Source organism: Mycolicibacterium fluoranthenivorans (assembly GCF_011758805.1).
In the GTDB taxonomy this organism is placed as follows: domain Bacteria; phylum Actinomycetota; class Actinomycetes; order Mycobacteriales; family Mycobacteriaceae; genus Mycobacterium; species Mycobacterium fluoranthenivorans.
The window spans coordinates 391708-414652 of record NZ_JAANOW010000003.1 but is presented as its reverse complement, the minus strand read 5'-3'; the positions used below and the strand labels follow the sequence as shown (position 1 = coordinate 414652).

The following is a 22945-nucleotide window of genomic DNA, read 5'->3' as shown; positions in this document are numbered from 1 at the left end:
TGTCGCAGCGATGATCTCGGCGGGCTAACGAGTCCTACATACATATCTACCGGCGATCAGCCCAGTCGACGCCGGCGCAATTCTTCAGTCGTGTGGTGAACCACGCGCTACGAGGGTCTATTTAGGAGGGTTTCGTCATCGAAGAGCAAGCGGAAGAAGATTCGGCCATCGCATGGTGGCATAGCTTTCAGAATCGTGCTGTCGCCGCCGACGGCGACTACCTTGATGCGCACCACCCGTGGTGCCTTGGTTGCGGCACAGACAATCCGCACGGTCATCGCCTGCGAGCGCGTCGGCATGGCGACGGGGTGGGTGCCAGGCATATCTTCGACGGCAGACATCGCGGCGCACCCGGTATCGCACATGGCGGCGCAGTCATGACCGTACTCGACGACATGGTGGGCATGTTGCTGTACGTCGTCGGTGAGATGGCCGTCACCCGCAAGTTCGATACCGAGTTCTACGCGCCGGTGTTGCTGGGGGTCCCCTACGAGGTCAGCGCCGAGCTGGTGTCCAAGACCGGCCGGAAACTCGAAGTCCGGACAGAATTGCGCGAGGAGACTACCGGTCAGCTAGTCGCGTCCGCCTCAGGGTTATTCGTCGTCGTCACGATGGCGCACTTCACTAGTTCCATACAGAAGGCTACTTCGACACCCTGCATTGTGCGGTCACCCAGGGAGGGAAGATGCTGAGCACCAGCCTTGGAGGTGGCGCACGGCTGGCCGCGCGCGTTCCACGTCTCTTACCCCGCTCGACGCAAACACCATCAACGCACTCATGTACCTGGTCGCCGAGGATCACCTCCACCAGACGGCGGCCACGGGTCAGCACCGTCATATTCGACGGGCCGCGCCCGCGCACAGGAGACCGGTCATGAGCACCTACGGCCTGTCGGTTCTCGGCGCGGATTTGAAGTCACTGGCCCAGACCGCACAGGCCGCCGACGCGGCCGGGTTCGACGCCGTATGGGCCTCGGAGTTCTACTCCCGGTCGGGATCAATCTCCATGGCCGCGATGGCCAACCGCACACAGAACTGCCGGATCGGTTCCTCCATTCTCTATGGCGTCGGCCGAAGTCCCCTGGTGCTGGCCACCGAGGCGCGCGACCTCGACGAACTCTCCAACGGACGACTGGTGCTGGGCATCGGCAACGGCACCAAACGGATGATGAGCGACTGGCACGGCGTGCCCGACACCTCCGCACCCGCACTGCGGATGGAAGAACTCGTGATGCTGCTGCGCCGGATATGGAACCTGCATCAAGGCCCGATCCATCACGAGGGCCGTTTCTACAGAATGAATCTCACCCCGACCGGCGACGTGGGACCCTCCAGCCGGGCGATCCCGATCGTCACTGCCGGTGTTCGGCCCCGGATGTGCGAGGCGGCCGGGCGGGTGGCCGACGGCCTGGCCGGACATCCCCTGTTCACGACCACCTACGTAGAGGAGATCGTCCGGCCCGCTATCGCCCGGGGTGCCGCGCACACGGGCCGCGACCCCAATGACGTGGAAATCATTTCCATGGTGATGTGCGCCATTCACGACGACGCCGAGGTTGCGAGGCGCGAACTGGCGCAGCAGATTGCGTTCTACTCCTCGGTCAAATCGTACGAGACGGTACTCGATGTAAACGGCTTCGCCAGCGAAGGCCGAACCATCCGGGAAGCATTCGCCCAGCGCGATTTCCCGGCGATGTTCGCCGCGGTGTCGGAGGAGATGATCGACACCATGGGTGTCGCCGGGACGGCAGACGAGGTCCGTGAACAACTGAGCCGCTACGACGGCGTCCTGGACCACATCATGCTGTATTCACCATCGGTTGGCATCGCTCCCGAGCGCGTGCAGCAAAACCTCGACAGCATCATTCGGGAATGCTCGCCCGCCTCGATGTCGCCAGGGCAGTCCGGTCCACGTTCAATCTGATCCACGCATTGCCGCCGAAGTTGACCCGTCCCCGTCCGCGGTCGCATTTAGTGCGTCTGTCGCGCCGACCCCGCCGACAGTTGTGCGGCGTTGTTGACGATGTTGGCGTCGTCGCTGTCGGGGAGGTCGTGGCGAACCACGCGTACCCGCCCCCGGGGTAGGCATGCCATGTAGCCGTGGCGCTTGCCGTACAACTCCCATGCCGTTTCCTCGGAATCGGGGTCGACGTCGATGCTGTGTCCACGCGAGAACCTCAGGTGTAGCCCTCCATCGTCGCCGGACCAGGCTTGAGTGCACACCGCGCCGGCGAGGTTCAACAACGGGCGTTCGTCTGTCGCGATCTTGAGTGGATCGATGCGCACCGCTTCTACGGGATACCGGTCGAACGCAGGCAGTGTCAGCAGCAAGGGACACGAGATGACAATCTCGTTGTAGTCGTCCAGGTCCAGGACCAGGCCGTCGCGCACGGAGACGCGTTGCACGACACAATTTTCGATCCATTGGGTATACATGGCACTCTCCTTCGCCGCGTCATCGAGCCTCGCCCTAAGGGTACTTTAGGTAGCGCTGCGATACTACTAGTATCGTTATGCGGTTTCCGCGGGTCGTGCGCGGCTGGTCACCACGCGCCGAGTGGCCAGGTCGATGCGTTCGCGGGTAGCGGCGGCCGACGCTCGGTGGCCACTGAAGGCCACGAGGTTGGCCAGCCACACGTCGGAGATGATCGCGGCGATGTGTAAATCGGCGGGAGTCGGTTCGCCGCCCCTGAGCGTGCGGGCCAGCAGGTTCTGAATCTCGGCGGCGGCGCTGTCTAGTTCTGCGGCTGCCCGGGTGTCTGCAACGGCGAAGGCTCGTGTCATGGCTGATGTCAGCCAGGGGTCGCGCTGCCAGCGGTCATGTAGGTGTGTGGTGAGACGTTCGAGCCGTTCCAGTGGCGTGCCGTCACCGCTAGCCCAGTCGTCAGCCGAGTTGAGTCGGCGAAACTCGCGCGTCAGCGCCGCCACCAACAAGTTGGTTTTCGCCGGGAAGTGGCGGTAGAGCGTGCCGACGGCGATACCGGCCCGCTCGGCGACCGACCGCATCTGAACCGCCTCATAGCCACCTGACGTGGCCACGAGCAGGGCCGCGTCCAGAATCGCTTCCCGGCGCTGGGTGGATGAATGCGAGGCGGGCGCTACAGCGGTCCGCGTCCGGCCGCCGGCTGAATTTGCCTCCAGCGGTCGGGTTTTGCCATGGCTGCGAGAAAGGGGGAGCGTCATGATCGCCCGTCGTCGAGGCCGCCGTGGCGTGAGAACTGTTCGAGAAGGCCGCCAAAAGCACTGACGTCGCCGTGCGCAGCGAAGTGATCCGTGCTGACCGCGACAAATACCGCAGTGGCGGTGAAGCGGTTGGCCCCATCGGAATCAGTGCCCGTCGCCATGACGTGCAGAGCCCGTCCTTCGCGGGACCGGATGTGGGCGGTGATCCTGTGGGGTTGATGCAGAGGTACCGGCCGCAGATACTCCACTGTCAGGCTGCGAGTCACCGCTGGTGTGCCGGCGATCCACAATGTGAATCCCAAGACGTCATCGCACGCCGCCGCAACTGCTCCGCCATGGGCCAGCCCAGGAGCCCCAATGTGGCGCTCGTCGAAAATCACGTCGGAGTACACCGCGTCGCCGCTGCGGTGCACCACCAACTGCAGTCCGTGGGGATTGTCCGGGCCGCAACCCATGCACGTTGTCGTGTGCGAAGGTAACCGCTTCGGCAGCGACGCGCTTTCCGGCACAATCACGCTCCAATACTATCGGTTTCGCTTCGATACCGTTAGTACCACAATGCTAGACTGACAGGACAGCATCGCGTGAAATCGACCGCCGAGGTGAATTGAGTGAGCGACAGTCAGCCAGCGCCGGTCCCTGACGATGACGTGGACCCGCGGCGAATCCGGTCCCGAAATCGACTGCTGGATGCAGCCGCGACCCTTCTGAGCACTGGCGGCGTGGAAGCCGTCACGATCGATGCCGTCACCAAAGCGTCCAAAGTGGCCAGAACCACGCTTTACCGCCATTTCCAAAGTTCGTCCCATCTGCTCGCAGCCACGTTCGAGCGACTGCTTCCACAGGTGGCAACTCCAACACCGACCAGCGGCCCTCTGCGTAACCAGCTGATCGAATTGCTAAGCCGCCAAGCCGCTCTTTTCAACGACGCGCCACTGCATGTCACGACCCTGGCATGGCTGTCCCTTGGTCCCACCGGCCCGACGAACGAAGCCGATGATCGACACACATCCGGCGCGTTGCGGGCCCGAGTCGTCGACCAGTACCGGCAACCGTTCGACGCCATACTCTCTAGCCCGAAGGCACAAGCCGAGTTGGAGAACTTCGACCGAGAACTGGCGCTGTGCCAACTGGTCGGCCCACTCGCCTTCGCCCGGATGACCGGGATCCGCACCATCACTCACGACGACTGCGTGAACCTCGTCGACGACTTTCTCGCCGCCCACTGCAAGAGCGACGATGGCGAGACCAAGCGCGTGAAGGCCGCCAGTCTGCATGCAGGGCGACCGCTCGCATAGCCCTCTAGCACAACGAGTTTCACTGCGCCCAGTCTGGCTGGTCTTCGAACTTTCCTCTGCACTCCAGTCACGTCGGCGATGGCACCGGCGAAATGTTCGCCGTCACTCGCTAGGGGCCGTGCACGCAGATCGCAGGCATGCCCACGACGACTATGTCGGGCCAGGCGACGTGAACCGCCTCAGCGTTCGCAGTGCGGTTGCTCGCGTTGAGACCCCGTAGCACTTTCGTCAATGGCATTGCGGATGGATGCGTGTTTATCGTCCGACGAAAAGTGATCGTGCTGGCCCCAGAGTGCAAGAGGTGTGTCGGAATTGGAGGAACTGGCTGGCAGGGATGGCTTGGTGGCAAGCGGGGCGGGTTACTCGGCAGTGACGACAGCGGCCGGGGCGCGCCATCGGAAGTGACGCTGAGCGACGCGCGGAACTGAGACGAATGTGGCTGTGGTCGTGGACCAAACCTCGTGTTGCTTCGTAGGTTGTCGACATGACTGCTGTGTCGAAACTGGAGGCGCGTCGTCGCGCCGTCGAGGCGCAACGCCGAGCGAACGAAGTGCGAGCGCAGCAGGACCGTGCCAACGCCGATGACGCGACCGCCGTTCGGGCGTTGATCGGACGCCTGCAGGATGTGGACGAATGGCAGGCCCGTCGCGTCGCGCAGTCTCGCCAGCAAGCGGAGGCGGAGGCGCAGCGCAGGCGCAGCCGCTATTACGCGGAAGCCTGTGCATCGATCAAGGACATGCGGGAACGTGGCGCGACGTTGGCGGCTATCGCCGAGCTGGTCGGTGTTGATGTCAGAGAGATACGCGCGCTGCTGCGCAGCAAGGCGGCGAAAACCGTTAAGAAGCAACCGGCTGCGCGCGCTGATGCATGGCGCGACGCTCGTGTGGACACGGAGTGGCCGCGGTGCGTGCGATGCGATGTGTTGATGATGGATCCTGAAGACAGGCCACGTCGCGGACGCCGCCGGCTCTACTGCTCGGACACGTGTCGGCGCGACTCATCTGCTGCACGCATGGCTGCCGAGCGCCACGGAACGCCGATCCGCGTCGTCGAGGTGCCGAGGGCCGGTTCCGCGACCGACCTCGCCCTGACGCCTGAAGATTCACCGGCTCCTGTCCCTGTCAGCGCGCTCGACGCCGCAGACATTGCCTCCCGGGACGAGCGGGCGCTGTGCACGCTGCTAGCGAGGCTCACGGAACGGGCACGGCACAAGGACCTCGACCGAGCGACTCTGACGGCGGCGCGTGATCTCGCCAAAGCTGTTTATCCGTATCGCGCCTGAACGGCTCAGCAACCGTATCGATCATCTGGTCGTCAACGCCCGTTGTGCCCGCGTGATGCGCGCTGCGTAACCTGGGTCACGTGGCAGATAACCCGCCAGGCAATCGATGTGCGTCCTGCGCAACATCGGCATCGGCGTTGCCGAGCGCCCTAGGGCGGATCCGTCGCCAGTGAGCGCAGTCGCTCGTAACCTGCCTTCTGACTCCGCGATCCGGCCGGGAGCGGACCGCGGCGTGCTTCGATAGGTACGTGGGGCCACCCTGTCCGAAATCAGCTGTGCGATTGGTGAGGCGGACACCCCGAGTGGGTCTATGCAAACCGTCCGCGCTCGAGAGTCGGCGCTTCGATGGGTACCGACGCGCGATAGAGTCGCACGGGGCATTTGTCGACCGTGAGGAAATGGATTGGTTCCCAAGTAATCCCGGCGGCGTTCAATGACTTCCGATGGGACTTCCATTCGTCGCGAAGCGGTTTCTTCTCCGACGGTCCGAAGCGGACGTCTGTCAGCACGAGTAGTCGCACACGCTTCGGATACAGTGTGGTCCCCTCGACGATCTCCAAACGAAGCTGTTCGACGTCATCGCACCAGTCCTGCGACTTCTTCGCCTTCGAAATGAGTTTGCGCAGAGCTTCGAATACCGGACCGGCAAGCGCATCGTGCACAGCAGGCCGGCCAAGTTTGCTGGCAAGGCGCTGTCCGAGAATGAGCTCGTCCTCAATCGAGGCGAACCCCACGACCGGTTCCTGCGCAGCGAGCAAACCCTTGCTGACCGGAACGATCGCGCGCAGGTCCACGGCCCAAACCGCTCCAGGAACCGGAGGCTCACTTAGCCAGACGTAGTCGGAGAGCTGATGGTCTTTGATCTGCTGGACCTTCTCCGTCGAAAAGACTGAGATGTCGCGTACCGGGCATGCCTGCACCAGCGGATGCCGCATCCCGGGACCGCCCGCAATGTCGCAGGTCTGTGACACCACCGCGGCATACCCGCTGTCGCTCAATGGTGCTGACCGAGCACGCACCTCACCCAACGCTCCATCGGCAGCGGGTTCTCCGGTTACAGGGTCATCTACCCACGCTGGGACGATCCATGCGCCGCGATCCATCGGGAGAAGATGCCCTTGCCGCCACCGCTCCAGAGCGAGAAGCGTGTGCGGGGGCCATCGCTCCGGCAGGAGTCGATCAATAGTCACCGGGCGAATCCGTCCTCGACGTTCTCGGTCACCACCGGACCACCGGTTCGAATGATCGGTGTCTCGACGTGTTCGGCGATCCCCTCGTATACCGAAGTGCCGATCTCTCGCCGAGGGAACGGCGTCCGATCCACAGCCAGGTCAACGAGGTCGTCGAACCGGCCGTCGAGTAGTGCGGAGGCTCGCTTCTTGTCGGCACGCAGCCACCTGTTCATCGGCTGGTCCAGTGTGCTGCGGAGGTCGTCGACGGCGTCCGCCAACTCCCACAGTCCACCCAAGCTGGCTACACGGGGCCGGCTGGCGGGGGGCTTTGCCGCCCACGAGTGGAACGTGCGCTTGTTGATGCCGGTGGCCTTGAACATCTCCTTCTGCGTTAGGCCCAGTTCGGCTCGGATTCGTTCGAAGGCATCAAGAACGTCGACCGTCTCGTCGACCTGTTGCTCGTCGGACAGCACCGTATCGATGAATGTATACGGCATCGTCAACCACAGCGCCGAGCCCGGAAGGTTCATCTGCCCGTCGAGACTCTTGAAAACTTCGACGCGAACCTGATCCCATCCGCACGGGTCGAGGGCTCCAGAGAAATGCGCGACGACATCCCGCAACCCCGGCGATGAACTCATCTCCACGAACGTGCTGGACCAGAGTCCGTCCTCGCAAGGGGCCGGGTACAGGCCCTTTTGTGCTCGGGCCCAGGAAGGTGACCGGAGCACGCGGGAGCCGGTCGGCTGCTGCTCCATGATCGTCATTTCGCGCTCCCTTCTCGAAGCTCTTTCAGGTAGGTATCGGTAACCGACGCCTGAAAAAGTGACAACGAAGTGCGGTTCAGCCGCTCCGCTGAGATGACGACCTCTCGCACGTCGAACGTGAATGAGGAGTGGCGGAACACGTCCGTATCGAGTAGATACTGCACGCACTTGCCCGAATCATCGCGAACTGGTCCATGCCGCAGCAACGCGCCGTGATGATCATCAAGCCGGATCTCCACCTGCTGTTGAGCACCTCGAACACTGCCGCCGAACACTGGGTTAAGCACAGGGCCCAGAAGGGTGTCGTCGATCCGGCCACGCCAAGCCTCTGCAGAGTTGAACCCACTGTCATGGAAGCGGTCGACGTACCGCAGACCGATGCGGTGCACCAACGATGGCTTGACTAACCGTCCGAGAGATTCGACCAGAACGGTTAGCGGAGCCTTCATGCTGGTACGCCACCGCTCGTAGCGGTTGACCTGCATGATCAGGATGTCGGGCATGAGCGTGACGTGTGCTCCGTCCGCGGAAGCAATTTGCCACCCACTGGACTCCGCTGCCACCTGGGCAACGCCGTTGGCCCCGAAGTCGATCCTCATCTGCTGTTGAACGGTGGGTTGAATGCTCGGGAAGTCCACCCCCGTGTTCTCCACAAGGTCGTCCCGGAAAGCAGCGGCGACCTCCGGTGTGATCTCGTCGGTACGGGCGGTATACCGGATCTCGATCACTGCGACTTCGAGGGGAGCGTTTCCGAGCAGGGTCGGATCGGCCGAGGGCAGCCCCCCCAATGGAACGTCCTCAGCTGGGCGAAGTGTGTGTGGATCGATGGTCATACTGTCCTGTCCATAGAGATGCACCTTAGATGCACCTACCGACAAGTGTAGGCGCTATCGTCAGAGATGAGGAGCAGGAGAGGCAGCGCCCCCGGTCCGGAAATAGCGAACGCGGCTTCAAGGGATCTATGCGCCGCTCGATCGCATCTCGTCTGTCGACACGGGAGTGCGAAAGGCCATTTCGAAGCGGATGGTGCCGCCGCAAAACGGAACCTACCTAAGAACGGCTTAGGCGCAGTGTGCTGCTCTGCCGCCGTTGGGCCGGCCCGCACGCCGTCAGAGAGCCATTTGCCCTTCCAACACCGTGGGCTGTCAACGCGGCGATCTCGGCAGGTAGGTCAGCCGCGAACCGGAGCTCCAGCTCGTCGAGCACGTCCCGACGCGCCGCTGTAAGTAACAGAGCTGAATCGTCACGATGGGGGAGAACTCCGTGATCGCGCACATAGCAATCTGTGACGGTATCGATGAGGTCGTCCAGTGAGCTGGTGAGAAGGAGCGCGTCGTCGCCGGCGTGGCTCTCTGCGAACTCCTCGCAACGGTCGCTGGACCATGTTGCCGGATAAGTAAGTTCTGACAGATACAGCTGCTTGATGGCCGCCTCCAATCGGCCGGACCACCCGTAGTCAGGCCAGTCGTGGATGACCGCCTGGGCGATCGCCTCGAATTGCGCGCTCACGGACACCAACTCCTCACGTAGAGGGACGTGGTGCTGATTGTGCCCGAAAGGTCCGGCGCAGCCGTGACGACGAGCGCGGTCATGAGGCCTCGACGTCGAGATTGTCGCCCGAATGCTTGTTCGGGATGGTCTGGCGGGGCGCCGGCAGATCTTGAACAAAGGACGACAGCTCACGCGGAGCCGAAATGCGCGAGGGACGCGAGGATTGCGAGGGTTGTTTGGCCGACACATCTTTGTAGGGCGGATAGATGGTCCACAGCAGCACGTTCCGATGATTTCGAGCGCCATCGTCTTCGATCGCCCAACCCAGACTCCGGAGCGCAGGTGCGTGCCGTCGCAGGACGGCTGTGACATCCCGGCCGTTCCGAGGCCACTCCTTTGGTCTGCGCCAGGTGTCGCCGGTCGGCGTGACTGTCGCCAGCAGGTCGCCGCCGGACTTTCCGATGAGTGGTTCCCGGATGTGCAGCCTTAGCTGTTCGATGAACGGGTCGGCGGACAGGCTGTCCTCGGAGAGTTGACTGGCGCGTGACAAGTAACGCCGGAAGCCATGGGTCGACAGAATCTCGTCAACGGCCGCCAGCGTGCGACTGAAGTCCGCCATCCGTGGCGACACGTCGACCGAAATGGTTTCCAGCCGTTGATGAACCACGGCGGCCAGATCAAGAAGCCCGCCCAAAATGCCTGGTAGAGCCGTGCGCCACTGTTGTCGCATCGTGGCTTCCGGTTGTCGCATGTGGCGATCAATGCGTCGCAGGTCGACTGTCGCCAGTCGCTCCGCGAGGTCGGGTCGCACTGCGCCGACGTCGATGCCGTTGATGATGACGCACCGCCGGAATTTGATCACCGCGAGATCGGAGTCCGTGTACAACGCCCGTTTGACGTTGCCGTCGCCTGTGGCGGCACGGCACAGGGAATCCGACAACCAGGGCGGAATCGTCGACAGATTGTCCAAGGCAACAACCCACGACCCGGACGCCGCAGTGACCCACGAATCGGAATCACGCGGTGCCTGCCGTAGGGGAACCGGTGACGGGTCGATGAGATCGACCAGCATGCGTGTGGTTGTGCTCTTGGCGCTGCCCTGCTCGGCGAACAGCGCCAAGATCGGGTGTGGGACGTCGGTCTGGACAAGAGCGGCAATGAGGGCAGCGAGGAGGACCGGTCGGTCTTCGAAGTCGACGTTGACGAAATCCCAGAGCTTCTCGATATCCCCGCCCTGAGCCGGCAGCGGCATCGCTCCGGTCAACTTGGTGCGTAGAAAGCGCACAGGTGCCCGCTCGGTCAGCGTCCACCGGCCCTGTCGGATACGAATCACCTGGCCGTTGGGTAGTCCGGTATCGATGTAGATCGTGCCGTCATCGTCAGCGACGCGGAGGTTCAGGCGTTCGGGCGGCTTCGTGGCAGCCAATCCTTCAAGGATCAGCGTGGCGTCAGTCAGGGCCTGGCCGCCGGCGACCGCGCCGGTCTCGGCGAAGTACCGTGCGGCTAGGTCGGCGCGTAGACCGGCCTTGCCGGCGCGGAGGAGCATGACCAAGTGCGGGCGATCGCGGTCAGCTCCGAACGGCTCACCCTCATCGGAGAGTCCGAGCAGGTAGCGTTCCTGTGCCATGCCGACCAAGCGCGCGGCCACCGACTTCTTGTCCGTCTCGGTGTTGTCGCTCATAGGATTTCCTGCACACCGTGCTTATGCAGGCTGCGTTGACGAGCTATTCTCATGTGGAACTTCCGTGTCGGATGATCAGGTGGTTCGAACAAAGACCTCGGCTAGGCCCCGGGGTCTTTTTCGTGGGCGCGGTTCACGCGGCGTCTCCGCCTCCCCGCCGGGTCGCGGTTTCTTGTTCCGCGATCCATCGCAGTACCTCGTCGCGCCGGTACACGACCCGGCGGCCCAAGGTGAAACTGGCCGGCCCGATATCGCAGTGGCGCCAGTAGCGGAGAGTTCCAACGGGGACGCCGATGATGTCCGAAACCTGTTTGGCGCTCAGTAGATCCATGTAGCTGCTCCTCAATGGTGGGTTCTGTCAACGAATCCAACGGTGGTGGTGGCGCCCTGCATTTGTCCACCAGTACCCTCAACTTCGCCTACAAATTGACTTCAGCCGAACGCTTTCGTCGGCTGTCGGTGGTCGGTGTGAAACTGGCGGTAGAGGAGGTGGTCGACTTGCAGCGACGAAACCGTCGGGCTGGTGTCGAGGACCGGTGGCGTCGATCAGACGGGAGCCCCACCGCACGTAGCGGTATGGGCCGCCGCTGGTTGGCCCGTTACGTCGACGATCAAGGCGGGGAGAACACGCGTTCGTTCGACCGCAAGGTGGACGCTCAGGCCTTTCTCAATGAGATCACGGCCGCTCAGACGATCGGCACCTATGTCGCGCCGAAAGCCGGGCGCATCACCGTCCGTGAGCTGCATGGGAAATGGCTTGGCACACAGGGTCATTTGAAGGAGACGACGGTTGCGACACGCGCATTCGCCTGGTCGGGCTACGTCGAAGGCCGGTGGGCCGCGGTCGCTGTAGCCGACGTGCAATCGTCGGATATCAGGGCGTGGGTGCAGCAATTGGCGGCGGGCGGAGCCAAACCGGCCACCATCGAGAACGCGCTCAGCGTCCTGAGGCAGATCTTGGAGATGGCCGTCGACGATCGACGGATCCCCCGCAATCCGTGCACAGGAGTGAAGTCGCCGCGACGACAGCACCGAGCGCGGGGCTACCTGACACACCAGCAGGTGGAGCTTCTGGCCCGCGAGGTCGGCGAGTACGCCGTTGTTGTTCGATTCCTGGCCTACACCGGGCTGCGCTGGGGCGAGATGGCAGCGCTACGGGTGGAGTCCTTCGACATGCTCCGCCGGAGGGTAAATATCCGTGAGGCGGTCGCCGAGGTCAAGGGACGTGTGGTGTGGTCGTCACCCAAATCCCACGAGCGTCGCTCGGTGCCCTTCCCTGCGTTCCTTGCTGATCCGCTGGCCGCGATCATGATCGGCAAGCGACGAGACGATTTGGTGTTCACGTCACCCGGCGGAGCATTGTTGCGAGTGTCGACGTGGCGGCCGCGGGTGTTCAACATGGCTGTCCAACGGCTTCAGGAAGCAGACCCGGCGTATCCCACCGTCACGCCTCACGACCTTCGTCATACGGCAGCGTCCTTGTCGATCAGCGCCGGGGCCAACGTCAAGGCTGTTCAGACGATGCTGGGACACGCTTCTGCGGTCTTGACCCTGGATACGTATGCCGACCTGTTCCCCGACGACCTGGAGCAAGTTTCAGTTGCACTAGATGCCGCGCGAATGCGGTCTCTGGCAGCCACTGCGGACCAGCTGCGGACTGGGAAGTAAGAAGGCCCCGACCGGAATTCCCGGTCAGGGCCTCTACCTGCGATCACACGAGTCGGGGTGGCGGGATTCGAACCCACGACCTCTTCGTCCCGAACGAAGCACGCTACCAAGCTGCGCCACACCCCGCGTGAAGCCACGACAGCGTATCGCACCGGGGTACCGCGAAGCCAAACGCCTGCTCAAGACGGGTTTCTTGGTGCCCCCGGCGTGGCGATGGTCAGCACTTTCCAGATTAGGAAAGAATTAGAGCGTCGCCGGCGTTACACGAACCAGGGCACCGCGCTCACACGACACATGGGAGGCAGAGATGACCGGACTGGGAGCATTGGTCTACGTCGGGTTCTTCGCTCTCGCGGCGTTGTGGCTGTTCGTGACAGGCCGGGCCGAGGGTCAGAGCCAACACCCGGAGCGTTCGAACTCGTCGAGCACCGCCGCCGGCTCCGAAGGGTCCAGCCCGTGGCTGGTCACCCATTCGTTGTCGAAGTAGGTGTCCATGTAGCGGTCGCCGCTGTCGGCGAGCAACGTCACGACGGATCCACTGCGCTGCTGCGCGATCATCTCGGCCAGTAGGCCGAACGCACCCCACACGTTGGTGCCCGTCGACGGTCCCACCCGCCGGCCCAGTACCCGGCTGACATGGCGCGCCGCGGCGACCGACGCCGGGTCGGGCACCGTCACCATCCGATCCACCACGCCGGGCAGGAACGACGGCTCCACCCGGGGACGCCCGATCCCCTCGATCCGCGACGATGCGCCCGTCACGATATCGTCGCGGCCCTGCGCATACGCCGGGTAGAAGGCCGAGTTCTCCGGGTCGACGACGCACAACCCGGTCGGGTAGCGGCGGTAGCGCAGGTACCGGCCGATGGTCGCGCTGGTTCCGCCGGTTCCCGCGCCGACCACGATCCAGTCCGGCACCGGATGCGCCTCGTCGCGCATCTGATCGAAGATCGATTCGGCGATGTTGTTGTTGCCGCGCCAGTCGGTGGCCCGTTCGGCGTTGGTGAACTGGTCCAGGTAGTGCCCGCCCGTTTCGGCCGCCAGCCGTTCGGCCTCGGCGTACACCTGCGCCGACTTCGCCACGAAATGGCAACGGCCACCTTGTGATTCGATCAGTTTGATCTTGCTGGCGCTGGTGGAGGACGGCATCACCGCGATGAAGGGCAACCCGAGCAGCGCCGCGAAGTACGCTTCGGAGACCGCCGTGGAACCCGACGAGGCCTCGATCACGGTGGTGTGTTCACCGATCCATCCGTTGCACAGCGCATACAGGAACAGCGAACGGGCCAGCCGGTGCTTGAGGCTGCCCGTGATATGCGTCGTCTCGTCCTTGAGGTACAACTGCACGTCGACCCTGCCGGCCCAGGCACTCGGCAGCGGGTAGCGAAGCAGGTGGGTGTCCGCGCTGCGGCGCGCGTCGGCCTCGATCAGCCGGACGGCGTTGTCCACCCACGCGCGTGGCCGGCTGCGGGTGACGGTCTGGCCTTCGCTCGATGTCCGGGGGTTCACCGCGCCGTGACGGTCGGGTGCGCCTGTCCGGCCCGGGCGCCGAGCACCGCGCCGCCCGTGGGCGCGGCGACCAAGGTCAGCAGGGTGGCTTCCGGCCGGCAGCAGAACCGCAGCGGCGCGTAGGGGGACGTGCCGATGCCGGCCGACACGTGCAGCTTCATATCGGCCCCCCACTGTGAGGGGCCCTTCACGCGGGACCGGTCCAGCTCGCAGTTGGTCACCAGGGCGCCGTAGAACGGCACGCACAGCTGCCCACCGTGCGTATGCCCGGCCATCACCAACTGGTAGCCGTCGGCGGCGAAGCGGTCCAGCACCCGGGGCTCCGGCGAGTGGGTGATGCCCAGGCGGAGATTGGCGGTCGGGCTGGCCGGCCCGGCGATGGCGTCGTAACGGTCGCGCCGCAGGTGCGGGTCGTCCACACCGGCCGCCGCGATACGCAGCCCCGCCACGTCGAACTCTCGGCGGGTGTGGGTCATGTCCAGCCAGCCGCGCTCGGTGAACGCGGCCCGCAGGTCCTGCCACGGCAGGGGCGCGCCGTGGATCCGCTTGTGTTTCTTGACCAGGTAGTTCGCCGGGTTCTTCGGCTTCGGGGCGAAATAGTCGTTGCTGCCGAACACGAAGACCCCGGGTACCGACAGCAGATCGCCGAGTGCCTGCACGACGGCCGGGACCGCGCGCTGATGCGACAGGTTGTCCCCGGTGTTGACGACGAAGTCCGGTTCCAGCGCCGCCAGCTCACGCAGCCACGCCTGCTTGCGCCGCTGCCGCGGCAGCATGTGCAAGTCGCTCAAGTGCAGCACCCGCAGCGGGGTGGACCCCGGTGAGAGCACCGGCATGGTCAGCTCGCGCAGTGCGAACGCGTTGCGCTCGATGAGGGACGCATAACCGATGCCGGCGGCCAGGGTGCCTGCGGCGATGGCAGCGGTGTTCTTGACGTACGGCATGACAGCAGACTACTGCCCGTGACGTACGACGACCTGCCTTACACCTGTGATCACGGTGGCGGCGGTGCCGGTGGCGGCGGACCGAGCACCGGCACGGTGATCGGCGGCAGTCCCGGGATCTCGATGACCGTGGAACCCACCTGCGGCGGTGGGGCGAGCGGATCCAGGCCCGGAATGCCCGCCGGCGGTGGCGGCGGTGGCGGCGGGATGCCGTTGCTGATCTGGATGGTGATGATCGAACCCGGGATGGTCTGCCCGGACGGCGAAGTCCCCACCACGGTGCCCGCCGAAGACACGCTGTTCACCGGGCTGGCCTGGTCGGCGACCTGGAAGCCGGCGTCCTTGAGGAGCTGGCGCGCGGTGTCCTGGCTCATCCCCGCGACGCTGGGCACCTTCGAGCCCGGTCCGCCGTCGACGTACCGCGGATCCGTCGGTGGCAACTGCACGCTGTCCGGGGTGATCGGCTTCATGGCGGTGAACCAGGTGCGGGCCGGCTCGTTACCGCCGAACAGGTTGCCGGATCCGCACTGGCGCAGCGGGAACGAGCACAGGTCACCGGGAGTGCTGGAGTCGTCGTAGATGTAGTTCGCCGCGGCGAAGGCGCTCGTGAAGCCCAGGAACGCGGACGACCGGTGGGCCTCGGTGGTGCCGGTCTTGCCCGACATCGGCAGGTTCCAGCCCGCGGCCCCGGCCGAACCGGCGGCGGTGCCGTTGCCCTGGTCGTCATGGCTCATCGCGTTGGCCAGGGTGTTGGCCAGTCCTTCGGGCACGACCTGTTCGCAGGTCTCGGTGGTGACCGAGACCTCCTGTCCGGTGCGGTCGAAGACCTTGTCGACCGGGCTGGGCGGGCACCAGGTGCCCGAGGAAGCCAGCGTCGCAGCGACATTCGACAGCTCCAGCGCGTTCACCTCGACCGGACCCAGGGTGAAGGAGCCCAGGTTCTGCCGCTTGATGAAATCGGCGAGGCTTTCGTTGCTCTCCGGGTCGTAGTCGCGTGCGGTGCCGGGCAGCGCGTAGGACCGCAGCCCCAGCTTGACCGCCATGTCCACCGTGCGCTGGACTCCGACCTGGCTGATCAGCTTGGCGAACGCGGTGTTCGGCGAGGTGGCCAGCGCGTCGGTGACGCTCATCTGCCCGCGGTAGTTGCCCGCGTTCTGTACACACCAGGTGGCGGCCGGGCAGCCCTTGGCGCCACCGCTGCCCAGACCCTTGGCCTCGAAGCGCGCGGGCGCGTCGAGGGTGGCGCTGATACCCATGCCCATATCGAGGGCGGCGGCGGTGGTGAACACCTTGAAGATCGAGCCCGCACCGTCGCCGACGAGCGAGAAGGGTTGGGGCTGCATGGTTTCGCCGGCCTCGGTGTTCAAACCGTAGGTGCGGTTACTGACCATCGCCAGCACCGGGTGGGCGGTCTTGCCCGGCCTGATCACGCTCATCACGCTGGCGACACCGGTGAGATCGGGTGCTGCGATACCGTCGACCGCCGATTTCACGTTGGCCTGCACGTCGGGATCCAGCGTGGTGCGGATCAGATAGCCGCCCTTGGCCACCTGCTCCTTACTGATACCGGCTCGTGCCAGATAGTCCAGGACGTAATCGCAGAAGAACGCGCGGTCCCCGGCGGCGATACACCCGCGCGGCAGCTCGTTGGGCTGCGCCAAGATGCCCAACGGCTGCTGCTTGGCCGCCCGCAGCGCCTCGGCCTCCTGGGGGATGTTGTCGATCATGGTGTCCAGCACGAGATTTCGCCGGGCCAGCGCGCCGTCGGGGTTGGTGTACGGGTTCAGTGCGCTGGTCGACTGGACCATGCCGGCCAGCAGGGCGGCCTGCTGCCAGTTCAGCTCCGAGGCGTTGATGCCGAAATAGGTCTGGGCCGCATCCTGGATTCCGAAGGCGCCGTTACCGAATGACACCAGGTTGAGATAGCGGGTCAGGATCTCCGGTTTGGTGAACGTCTTGTCCAAGGTCAACGCCATCCGGATCTCGCGCAGCTTGCGCGCCGGCGTGGTCTCGATCGCGGCGCGCTTCTCGGCGTCGGTCTGGGCGATCACCAGAAGCTGGTAGTTCTTCACGTACTGCTGTTCGAGCGTGGAGCCGCCGCGGGTGTCCATATCGCCGGAGGCGTACCCGGCAAGCCCGGTGAGCGTGCCTTTCCAGTCCACACCGTTGTGTTCGGCGAACCGTTTGTCCTCGATGGAGACGATCGCCAGCTTCATGGTGTTGGCGATCTGCTCGCTGGGCACCTCGAACCGGCGCTGGCTGTACAGCCACGCGATGGGGTTGCCGCGGGCGTCGGTCATCGTCGACACCGCGGGGACCTCGCCCTCGACCAGCTGTGCCGATCCGTTGGCGACGACGTCGGACGCGCGGTTGGACATCAGGCCGAAGCCGCCCACCACGGGAAACATCAAACCGGCGACGATCACGCTGGCCAACAAGCAGCACCACGCGAGCTTGATGAGCGTCACCGCAACGGGTGGGCGCGCCGGGTGCTGCTCTGCCATGGGTAACAGACTAACCAGACGTTTCTGAGGTGGCCTGCGAGCGGTGCGTTTGTACGTGGGACGGCCCGACTGCACGCCCGTCCCAAAAAATCGTGATCTGACTGTTGCGTAAAACCCCTCTGACCACCTAGCTTGGACACACAATGCGATTCAGGTAACACTATTGGACGCAATGTGGCGTAGATCGCACCCGCGGTCTGGTCCGTCGAAGCGAAAGGGTTGCTGGTGTCAGTTTCGTCGACTGCAATACGCAAATCAGGCACGGGCCAGCAACCCGACGTTGCCGCGCCCTGCGCAGAGGCCGAAGCACGCATCGCGTGGGTCTCCCAGGCCCGCTGCCGGCAGGCCGATCCGGATGAACTGTTCGTCCGCGGAGCGGCCCAACGCAAGGCCGCCGTGATCTGCAGGCACTGCCCCGTCATCGCCGAATGTGGCGCGGACGCCCTGGACAACCGCGTCGAGTTCGGGGTGTGGGGCGGGATGACCGAGCGTCAGCGCCGCGCCTTGCTCAAACAGCACCCCGAGGTGGTGTCCTGGGCCGAGTTCTTCGCCGCCCAGCGCAAGCACCGCAGCGCCGTCTAGACCTTCTGTTCCAGCAAGCACCGTGTACCCCACGATTCGTGGGGTACACGCCTTTTCTCAGGCGGTTTCGGCGACACCCGTGAGCTGATCGCCTATCGCCCGCAGTGCCTCCAGGTCGGACACGTCGAACGGCAGCGAGGGCACCCCCACGATGGCGACATGCGGGTTGGCGCCGGTGAACCGGCCCAGTAGCCGCACCTCGCGCTTGGCGGTCGCCGCGCGGGCCGCGTGAATCCTCAGCACCGCCGAGGTCAATCCACCGGGCTCCTGCGCGTCCAACTTGTCGGCGGCGGCAGCAGCCTGCTCCCCGGCCAGGTTGCTCAAGGTCGGATGGGTCCGGTTCAGGATCAGGCCGGCCAGCGGCATGCGTTCCTGGGAGAGCCGGTCGACGAAGAACGAGGCCTCACGCAGCGCGTCCGGTTCGGCCGCCGACACTACGACGAATTGGGTGCCCCTGCGCTTGAGCAGTTCGTAGGTCTTGTCGGCCTTCTGCCGGAACCCGTCGAAGGTGGCGTCCAGGGCCTGGACGAAACTGGCCGCATCGGCGAGCATCTGAGAGCCGAGCACGGTGGACAGCGCCTTCATCGCCAGGCCGACGGCGCCGGTGACGAGCTTGCCGATACCGCGGCCCGGGGCCAGCAGCAGCCGCCAGAGCCGGCTGTCCATGAAGCTGCCGAGTCGTTTGGGGGCGTCCAGGAAGTCCAGGGCGTTCCGCGACGGCGGGGTGTCGACCACGATGAGGTCCCACTTGTCTTCGGCCAGCAGCTGGCCGAGTTTCTCCATGGCCATGTACTCCTGCGTGCCGGCCAGTGATGTCGCGACGGTTTGGTAGAACTGGTTCTCCAGGATCGCCTCCGCGCGGGTGGCGTCGGAGGAGTACTGCAGCACCATCTCGTCGAAGGTGCGGCGCATATCGAGCATCATGGCGTGCAGCTCACCGGTGACCTCGGGCGCCAGCGGCACCCGCTGCGGGGTGTTGCCCAGGCTCTCGATGCCGAGTGCCTGCGCCAGGCGCTTGGCCGGGTCGATGGTCAGCACGACGACGGTGCGGCCGTATTCGGCGGCGCGCAGCGCCATCGCCGCGGCGGTGGTCGTCTTGCCGACACCGCCTGCGCCACAACACACGACGACGCGATTGGACTTGTCGGTCAGGATCGCGCCCAGATCGAGCGCGGGAGGCGTGGTGCTCATGGGTGCTATCTCACTCCCTGCTGGGCGAGCGCCTCGGCCAGCTCGTACAGACTGCCCAAGTCGACGCCGTCGGCGATGGCGGGCAGGTCCAGGCGGGCCACGTCGAGTTCCTCCAGTTGCTCGGCGCTTTCCGCGCGGGCGGCGATCCGGGTGGCATGCTGGATGGATTCGGTGAGTAGACCCGCGAAGTCATTGTCCGACAAGGTGATTCCAACCTTGGCGAGGCCGGCACGGACCGCGTCGGCGTCGATGTCGCCCTCGGCGGCCTTGCCCAGCGCGTCGGCGGGCAGATAGGTCGGGATGTTGCGGTTGACGATCACGCTGCCGATCGGCAGGTCCAGGGCCCGCAGCTCGTCGATCGCCTCCAGGGTTTCCTGGATGGGCAGCGCCTCCAGGAGCGTCACCAGATGGATGGCGGTCAGCTGCGAGTGCAGGATCTTCACCACGCCGTCGGCCTGTGAGTGCACCGGCCCGCCCTTGGCGAGCTCCGAGACCGCCTTGGTGACATCCAGGAACCGGGCGATCCGACCGGTCGGCGGCGCGTCGACGACGATCGCGTCGTAGCTGTCCGACTTCCCTTTTTCGTTGCGCACCACGAGCTCTTTGATCTTGCCGGTGAGCAGCACATCGCGAAGCCCGGGCGCGATGGTGGTGGCGAACTCGACGGCGCCGATCCGGCGCATCGCCCGGCCCGCGATGCCCAGGTTGTAGAACATGTCGAGGTATTCCAGGAACGCGGCCTCGGTGTCGATGGCCAGCGCGTTGACCTGGCCGCCCCCGTCGGCGGTCGCGATCTTCACCTCTTTGTAGGGCAGCGGTGGCACATCGAAGAGCTGGGCGATGCCCTGGCGTCCCTCGACCTCCACCAGCAGCACCTTGCGTCCACCCGTCGCCAAGGCCAAGGCGAGCGCGGCAGCGATCGTCGACTTACCGGTACCGCCTTTGCCCGATACGAAATGCAGGCGGGCCTCGGTCAGGCGCGTCGGCCAGCCGACCGGGTTGGGTGCAGGGTCCACCAGTGCATGCTAGCTGTGAACATCCGTGCTCCGGATAAGCTCTCCAGCATGAGCGAACCGACCCGGTGGGAGTACGCCACCGTCCCGTTGCTGACACACGCCACCAAGCAGATCCTCGATCAGTGGGGCGCCGACGGGTGGGAACTGGTGTCGGTGCTACCCGGTCCCACCGGTGAACAGCACGTCGCCTACCTCAAGCGGCCCAAGTGAGCCATCTGCAGAGGCTGACCGAACTGGGCATCGAGCTGCCGCCGGTGGTCGCCCCGCTGGCGGCCTACGTGCCCGCAACCCGCACCGGGAACCTGGTCTATACCGCCGGGCAGCTGCCGATCGCTGACGGTGAACTACTCGCCACCGGCAAGGTCGGCGCCGAGGTCACCCCGGAGCAGGCCAAGGAGCTGGCCCGGATCAGCGGCCTCAACGCCTTGGCCGCGGTGCACGCACTCGTCGGTATCGACGCGGTGGTGAAAGTGGTCAAGGTGGTCGGATTCGTGGCTTCCGCACCAGGTTTCGCGGGCCAGCCGGGCGTCATCAACGGGGCCTCGGAACTGTTCGGCGAGGTGTTCGGCGACGCCGGCGTGCACGCCCGCTCCGCGGTCGGGGTGTCCGAGCTGCCGCGCAATGCACCGGTCGAGGTGGAGATTATCGTCGAGGTATCGAGCCAGGCGTGACGCATCCGGCGTACGGCGTGCTGCGGCCGGTGACCGAACTGGCCTCGGTACTGCTGTGCGACAACCCGGGCATCATGACGCTCGACGGCACCAACACCTGGGTGCTGCGCGGCCCGGGCAGTGCCGAGATGGTGATCGTCGACCCCGGCCCCGACGATGCGGAGCACATCGGCCGGCTGGCCGACCTCGGCCCGATCCCGTTGGTACTGATCAGTCACAAACATGAGGACCACACCGGGGGTATCGACGCCATCGTCGAGCGCACCGGTGCCGTGGTGCGCTCCGTCGGCAGCGGTTTCCAGCGCGGCCTGGGCGGCCCACTCACCGACGGTGAGGAGATCGACGCCGCCGGGGTCCGGATCAAGGTGATGGCGACGCCGGGGCACACCGCGGACTCGTTGTCGTTCCTCGTCGGTACGCGGGGCGAGCACAGCGACGGGGGATTCGAAGCCGTGCTGACCGCCGACACGGTGTTGGGCCGCGGCACCACCGTCATCGACACCGAAGACGGCAGCCTCGCCGACTATCTGGAATCGCTGCGCCGGCTACACGGCCTGGGCCGGCGCCGGGTGCTGCCCGGCCACGGTCCCGAGCTCGATGATCTCGAGGCGGTCAGTGCGGCGTACCTCGCGCACCGCGAGGAGCGGCTGAACCAGGTGCGCGGGGCATTGCGGATTCTCGGTGAGGACGCCTCCGCACGTCAGATCGTCGAACACGTCTACACCGATGTCGACCAGAAGCTGTGGGACGCAGCCGAGAAATCAACCCAGGCGCAGCTGGACTACCTGCGAGGCTGACGCTCGCCGGCCCGAGTGCGCGCTACCGTGCTCGGCGCGCCAGCCGTTCGGAGTCGCTGATCAGCACGCTCTTGCCCTCCAGGCGGATCCAGCCGCGATGGGCGAAATCGGCGAGCGCCTTGTTGACCGTCTCGCGGGAGGCGCCGACCAGCTGGGCGATCTCCTCCTGGGTCAGGTCGTGGGTGACGCGCAGCGCGCCACCCTCCTGGGTGCCGAAACGCTGGGCCAGCTGCAACAGCTGCTTGGCGACCCGGCCAGGCACGTCGGTGAAGATCAGGTCGGCGAGGTTGTTGTTCGTGCGACGCAGACGACGGGCCAGCACACGCAGCAGCTGCTCGGCGATCTCGGGGCGGTCGGCGATCCACGCGCGCAGGGCCTCGCGGTCCATGGACACTGCGCGCACCTCGGTGATGGTGGTGGCGCTGGAGGTACGCGGACCGGGGTCGAAGATCGAGAGCTCACCGAACATGTCCGACGGACCCATGATGGTCAGCAGGTTCTCGCGACCGTCGGGAGAACGGCGGCCGATCTTCACCTTGCCGGACGTGATGATGTACAGGCGGTCGCCGGGCTCACCCTCGGCGAACACGGTGTGTCCCCGCGGGAAGTCGACCGGCTGCAGCTGCTTGGTCAGCGCCGCCACCGCGGTGGGTTCGACTCCTTGGAAGATTCCGGCCCTGGCCAGGATCTCGTCCACGTTGCCCCTCTTAAGCTAATTGTTGATATGACACGCGCAGACCAACCGCTGGCTGGTGAGCGAATTCAGTCTAGATGCTGGCCAGTTCGCGACGTGCCAACGCTACACACGATTGGGCTGGCGAGTCGCCGGAAATTGCGGATTCAGTCCGGCCGATGCGTGGATCCGGGTCGGCAGCACCGCCGTGTGCTGCATCGCCGGTCTCGGGGTGGGCGCCCGGTCCAGCAAATTGTCTGCGGCCGCGGCGGGTTCAGTGTCGACGCGCAACCCGGCTTCCAACCGGTCCAGACCGAAGGTTGCCAGCATCAGCAACCCCGGCACGAACGCCACCAGCAACCACGACACGAATGATGAGTAAACACGGCCAAGGTCTCAGCCAGATCACGGTTTGCCACCGGTAGACACAGCACTACACGACTACAGGCCCTTGTTCCCGTCGCTCCGCTCGCCCTGGGCTGTTCTCCCGTCGCTCCGCTCGCCCTGGGCTGTTCTC

General features: G+C 65.2%; 26 protein-coding genes and 1 tRNA gene. 9 read left to right on the top strand and 18 right to left on the bottom strand.

Translation table 11 applies throughout. The features are described 5' to 3' along the window. Nucleotides 1-107: 107 nt before the first annotated feature. On the bottom strand, nt 108-341 hold the full coding sequence (locus FHU31_RS25445) for a hypothetical protein (protein WP_162291742.1): 234 nt from the start codon (nt 339-341) through the stop codon (nt 108-110). Here FHU31_RS25445 and FHU31_RS25440 point away from each other — a divergent pair. Next, entirely contained in the window at nt 309-692 is a 384-nt protein-coding gene (locus FHU31_RS25440) for a PaaI family thioesterase (protein ID WP_167163471.1), read from the top strand. The two genes, FHU31_RS25445 and FHU31_RS25440, sit on opposite strands and share 33 nt — an antisense overlap. A 181-nt stretch (nt 693-873) precedes the next feature. Next, entirely contained in the window at nt 874-1923 is a 1050-nt protein-coding gene (locus FHU31_RS25435) for an LLM class flavin-dependent oxidoreductase (protein ID WP_167163470.1), read from the top strand. Nucleotides 1924-1970: 47 nt separating this feature from the next. Here FHU31_RS25435 and FHU31_RS25430 read toward each other — a convergent pair whose 3' ends face one another. The 3 genes from FHU31_RS25430 to FHU31_RS25420 all read right to left on the bottom strand — a co-directional run bounded on the left by FHU31_RS25430 (nt 1971) and on the right by FHU31_RS25420 (nt 3637). Next, nucleotides 1971-2435 carry a DUF6188 family protein gene (locus tag FHU31_RS25430; RefSeq protein WP_043985055.1) on the bottom strand — a complete coding sequence of 155 codons (465 nt, stop codon included), beginning with the start codon at nt 2433-2435 and terminating at the stop codon, nt 1971-1973. A 75-nt stretch (nt 2436-2510) separates the two neighbouring features. Continuing rightward, on the bottom strand, nt 2511-3182 hold the full coding sequence (locus FHU31_RS25425) for a TetR/AcrR family transcriptional regulator (RefSeq protein ID WP_043985056.1): 672 nt from the start codon (nt 3180-3182) through the stop codon (nt 2511-2513). Next, on the bottom strand, nt 3179-3637 hold the full coding sequence (locus FHU31_RS25420; protein ID WP_208411447.1) for a PaaI family thioesterase: 459 nt from the start codon (nt 3635-3637) through the stop codon (nt 3179-3181). The genes FHU31_RS25425 and FHU31_RS25420 overlap by 4 nt, the downstream gene beginning before the upstream one ends. 156 nt (nt 3638-3793) lie before the next feature. On the opposite strand from FHU31_RS25420, the gene FHU31_RS25415 reads away from it, so the two are divergent. Together FHU31_RS25415 and FHU31_RS25410 are read left to right on the top strand one after the other, a co-directional pair. Next, nucleotides 3794-4480: a TetR/AcrR family transcriptional regulator gene (locus FHU31_RS25415; protein ID WP_263988017.1), complete on the top strand. Its 687-nt coding sequence runs from the start codon at nt 3794-3796 to the stop codon at nt 4478-4480. 484 nt (nt 4481-4964) lie between these two features. Then, the gene (locus FHU31_RS25410) at nt 4965-5762 is read left to right on the top strand and encodes a hypothetical protein (protein ID WP_043985058.1); all 798 of its coding nucleotides are present in this window, start codon (nt 4965-4967) and stop codon (nt 5760-5762) included. 308 nt (nt 5763-6070) lie between these two features. On the opposite strand, the gene FHU31_RS25405 is transcribed toward FHU31_RS25410, so the two are convergent. The 6 genes from FHU31_RS25405 to FHU31_RS25380 all read right to left on the bottom strand — a co-directional run bounded on the left by FHU31_RS25405 (nt 6071) and on the right by FHU31_RS25380 (nt 11204). Beyond that, on the bottom strand, nt 6071-6865 hold the full coding sequence (locus FHU31_RS25405; protein WP_070953155.1) for a hypothetical protein: 795 nt from the start codon (nt 6863-6865) through the stop codon (nt 6071-6073). 83 nt (nt 6866-6948) lie between these two features. Continuing rightward, complete coding sequence (locus FHU31_RS25400; protein WP_133052440.1) at nt 6949-7575, bottom strand: helix-turn-helix domain-containing protein; 627 nt, start codon at nt 7573-7575, stop codon at nt 6949-6951. 122 nt (nt 7576-7697) lie between these two features. Further along, complete coding sequence (locus FHU31_RS25395; RefSeq protein ID WP_131630695.1) at nt 7698-8534, bottom strand: TIGR04255 family protein; 837 nt, start codon at nt 8532-8534, stop codon at nt 7698-7700. A 217-nt stretch (nt 8535-8751) separates the two neighbouring features. After that, complete coding sequence (locus tag FHU31_RS25390) at nt 8752-9210, bottom strand: hypothetical protein (RefSeq protein ID WP_083000306.1); 459 nt, start codon at nt 9208-9210, stop codon at nt 8752-8754. A gap of 79 nt (nt 9211-9289) precedes the next feature. Beyond that, nucleotides 9290-10873, bottom strand: a complete 1584-nt coding sequence (locus tag FHU31_RS25385; protein WP_043985063.1) for an AICE element replication initiation protein — start codon at nt 10871-10873, stop codon at nt 9290-9292. 133 nt (nt 10874-11006) lie between these two features. Continuing rightward, the gene (locus FHU31_RS25380) at nt 11007-11204 is read right to left on the bottom strand and encodes a helix-turn-helix transcriptional regulator (protein ID WP_043985064.1); all 198 of its coding nucleotides are present in this window, start codon (nt 11202-11204) and stop codon (nt 11007-11009) included. A 14-nt stretch (nt 11205-11218) separates the two neighbouring features. On the opposite strand from FHU31_RS25380, the gene FHU31_RS25375 reads away from it, so the two are divergent. Next, on the top strand, nt 11219-12541 hold the full coding sequence (locus FHU31_RS25375; RefSeq protein ID WP_109749372.1) for a tyrosine-type recombinase/integrase: 1323 nt from the start codon (nt 11219-11221) through the stop codon (nt 12539-12541). Between the two features lie 52 nt (nt 12542-12593). Here the strand turns inward: FHU31_RS25375 and FHU31_RS25370 are convergent. The 4 genes from FHU31_RS25370 to ponA2 all read right to left on the bottom strand — a co-directional run bounded on the left by FHU31_RS25370 (nt 12594) and on the right by ponA2 (nt 17498). Then, nucleotides 12594-12667 (bottom strand) — tRNA-Pro (locus FHU31_RS25370). 264 nt (nt 12668-12931) lie between these two features. After that, the gene (gene cds1, locus FHU31_RS25365; RefSeq protein WP_263988018.1) at nt 12932-14050 is read right to left on the bottom strand and encodes an L-cysteine desulfhydrase Cds1; all 1119 of its coding nucleotides are present in this window, start codon (nt 14048-14050) and stop codon (nt 12932-12934) included. Continuing rightward, the gene (locus tag FHU31_RS25360) at nt 14047-14994 is read right to left on the bottom strand and encodes a metallophosphoesterase (protein ID WP_167163469.1); all 948 of its coding nucleotides are present in this window, start codon (nt 14992-14994) and stop codon (nt 14047-14049) included. The genes cds1 and FHU31_RS25360 overlap by 4 nt, the downstream gene beginning before the upstream one ends. Nucleotides 14995-15044: 50 nt before the next feature. Continuing rightward, the gene (ponA2, locus tag FHU31_RS25355) at nt 15045-17498 is read right to left on the bottom strand and encodes a transglycosylase/D,D-transpeptidase PonA2 (RefSeq protein WP_167163468.1); all 2454 of its coding nucleotides are present in this window, start codon (nt 17496-17498) and stop codon (nt 15045-15047) included. Nucleotides 17499-17744: 246 nt separating this feature from the next. Here ponA2 and FHU31_RS25350 point away from each other — a divergent pair, with 246 nt between their 5' ends. Next, entirely contained in the window at nt 17745-18080 is a 336-nt protein-coding gene (locus FHU31_RS25350; RefSeq protein WP_308206737.1) for a WhiB family transcriptional regulator, read from the top strand. 57 nt (nt 18081-18137) lie between these two features. On the opposite strand, the gene bagB is transcribed toward FHU31_RS25350, so the two are convergent. Continuing rightward, nucleotides 18138-19271, bottom strand: coding sequence for an ArsA family ATPase (bagB, locus tag FHU31_RS25345; RefSeq protein WP_167163467.1), 1134 nt, complete (start codon nt 19269-19271; stop codon nt 18138-18140). A 5-nt stretch (nt 19272-19276) separates the two neighbouring features. Continuing rightward, nucleotides 19277-20287, bottom strand: a complete 1011-nt coding sequence (gene bagA, locus FHU31_RS25340) for an ATPase BagA (RefSeq protein WP_263988019.1) — start codon at nt 20285-20287, stop codon at nt 19277-19279. 48 nt (nt 20288-20335) lie between these two features. On the opposite strand from bagA, the gene FHU31_RS25335 reads away from it, so the two are divergent. The 3 genes from FHU31_RS25335 to FHU31_RS25325 are packed head-to-tail and all read left to right on the top strand — an operon-like array spanning nt 20336 to nt 21755. After that, entirely contained in the window at nt 20336-20497 is a 162-nt protein-coding gene (locus FHU31_RS25335) for a Sp36 family protein (protein WP_109762369.1), read from the top strand. Continuing rightward, nucleotides 20494-20958, top strand: coding sequence for a RidA family protein (locus FHU31_RS25330; protein WP_167163466.1), 465 nt, complete (start codon nt 20494-20496; stop codon nt 20956-20958). Before FHU31_RS25335 ends, FHU31_RS25330 begins: the two co-directional genes overlap by 4 nt. Continuing rightward, nucleotides 20955-21755 (top strand): MBL fold metallo-hydrolase, encoded by an 801-nt coding sequence (locus FHU31_RS25325; protein WP_167163465.1) that lies wholly within the window; start codon nt 20955-20957, stop codon nt 21753-21755. The genes FHU31_RS25330 and FHU31_RS25325 overlap by 4 nt, the downstream gene beginning before the upstream one ends. 22 nt (nt 21756-21777) lie before the next feature. On the opposite strand, the gene crp is transcribed toward FHU31_RS25325, so the two are convergent. Together crp and FHU31_RS25315 are read right to left on the bottom strand one after the other, a co-directional pair. Further along, nucleotides 21778-22452 carry a cAMP-activated global transcriptional regulator CRP gene (crp, locus tag FHU31_RS25320; protein ID WP_019510750.1) on the bottom strand — a complete coding sequence of 225 codons (675 nt, stop codon included), beginning with the start codon at nt 22450-22452 and terminating at the stop codon, nt 21778-21780. A 102-nt stretch (nt 22453-22554) separates the two neighbouring features. Next, nucleotides 22555-22797, bottom strand: a complete 243-nt coding sequence (locus tag FHU31_RS25315) for a hypothetical protein (RefSeq protein ID WP_167163464.1) — start codon at nt 22795-22797, stop codon at nt 22555-22557. Nucleotides 22798-22945 lie beyond the last annotated feature (148 nt).

Coding starts and splice junctions, on each gene's coding strand:
- FHU31_RS25445 (WP_162291742.1), bottom strand. CDS start 341: ATGTCTGCCGTCGAAGATATGCCTGGCACCCACCCCGTCGCCATGCCG.
- FHU31_RS25435 (WP_167163470.1), top strand. CDS start 874: ATGAGCACCTACGGCCTGTCGGTTCTCGGCGCGGATTTGAAGTCACTG.
- FHU31_RS25430 (WP_043985055.1), bottom strand. CDS start 2,435: ATGTATACCCAATGGATCGAAAATTGTGTCGTGCAACGCGTCTCCGTG.
- FHU31_RS25425 (WP_043985056.1), bottom strand. CDS start 3,182: ATGACGCTCCCCCTTTCTCGCAGCCATGGCAAAACCCGACCGCTGGAG.
- FHU31_RS25420 (WP_208411447.1), bottom strand. CDS start 3,637: ATGGGTTGCGGCCCGGACAATCCCCACGGACTGCAGTTGGTGGTGCAC.
- FHU31_RS25410 (WP_043985058.1), top strand. CDS start 4,965: ATGACTGCTGTGTCGAAACTGGAGGCGCGTCGTCGCGCCGTCGAGGCG.
- FHU31_RS25405 (WP_070953155.1), bottom strand. CDS start 6,865: ATGGATCGCGGCGCATGGATCGTCCCAGCGTGGGTAGATGACCCTGTA.
- FHU31_RS25400 (WP_133052440.1), bottom strand. CDS start 7,575: ATGAGTTCATCGCCGGGGTTGCGGGATGTCGTCGCGCATTTCTCTGGA.
- FHU31_RS25395 (WP_131630695.1), bottom strand. CDS start 8,534: ATGACCATCGATCCACACACACTTCGCCCAGCTGAGGACGTTCCATTG.
- FHU31_RS25385 (WP_043985063.1), bottom strand. CDS start 10,873: ATGAGCGACAACACCGAGACGGACAAGAAGTCGGTGGCCGCGCGCTTG.
- FHU31_RS25380 (WP_043985064.1), bottom strand. CDS start 11,204: ATGGATCTACTGAGCGCCAAACAGGTTTCGGACATCATCGGCGTCCCC.
- FHU31_RS25375 (WP_109749372.1), top strand. CDS start 11,219: ATGGTGGGTTCTGTCAACGAATCCAACGGTGGTGGTGGCGCCCTGCAT.
- FHU31_RS25360 (WP_167163469.1), bottom strand. CDS start 14,994: ATGCCGTACGTCAAGAACACCGCTGCCATCGCCGCAGGCACCCTGGCC.
- ponA2 (WP_167163468.1), bottom strand. CDS start 17,498: ATGGCAGAGCAGCACCCGGCGCGCCCACCCGTTGCGGTGACGCTCATC.
- bagB (WP_167163467.1), bottom strand. CDS start 19,271: ATGAGCACCACGCCTCCCGCGCTCGATCTGGGCGCGATCCTGACCGAC.
- FHU31_RS25335 (WP_109762369.1), top strand. CDS start 20,336: ATGAGCGAACCGACCCGGTGGGAGTACGCCACCGTCCCGTTGCTGACA.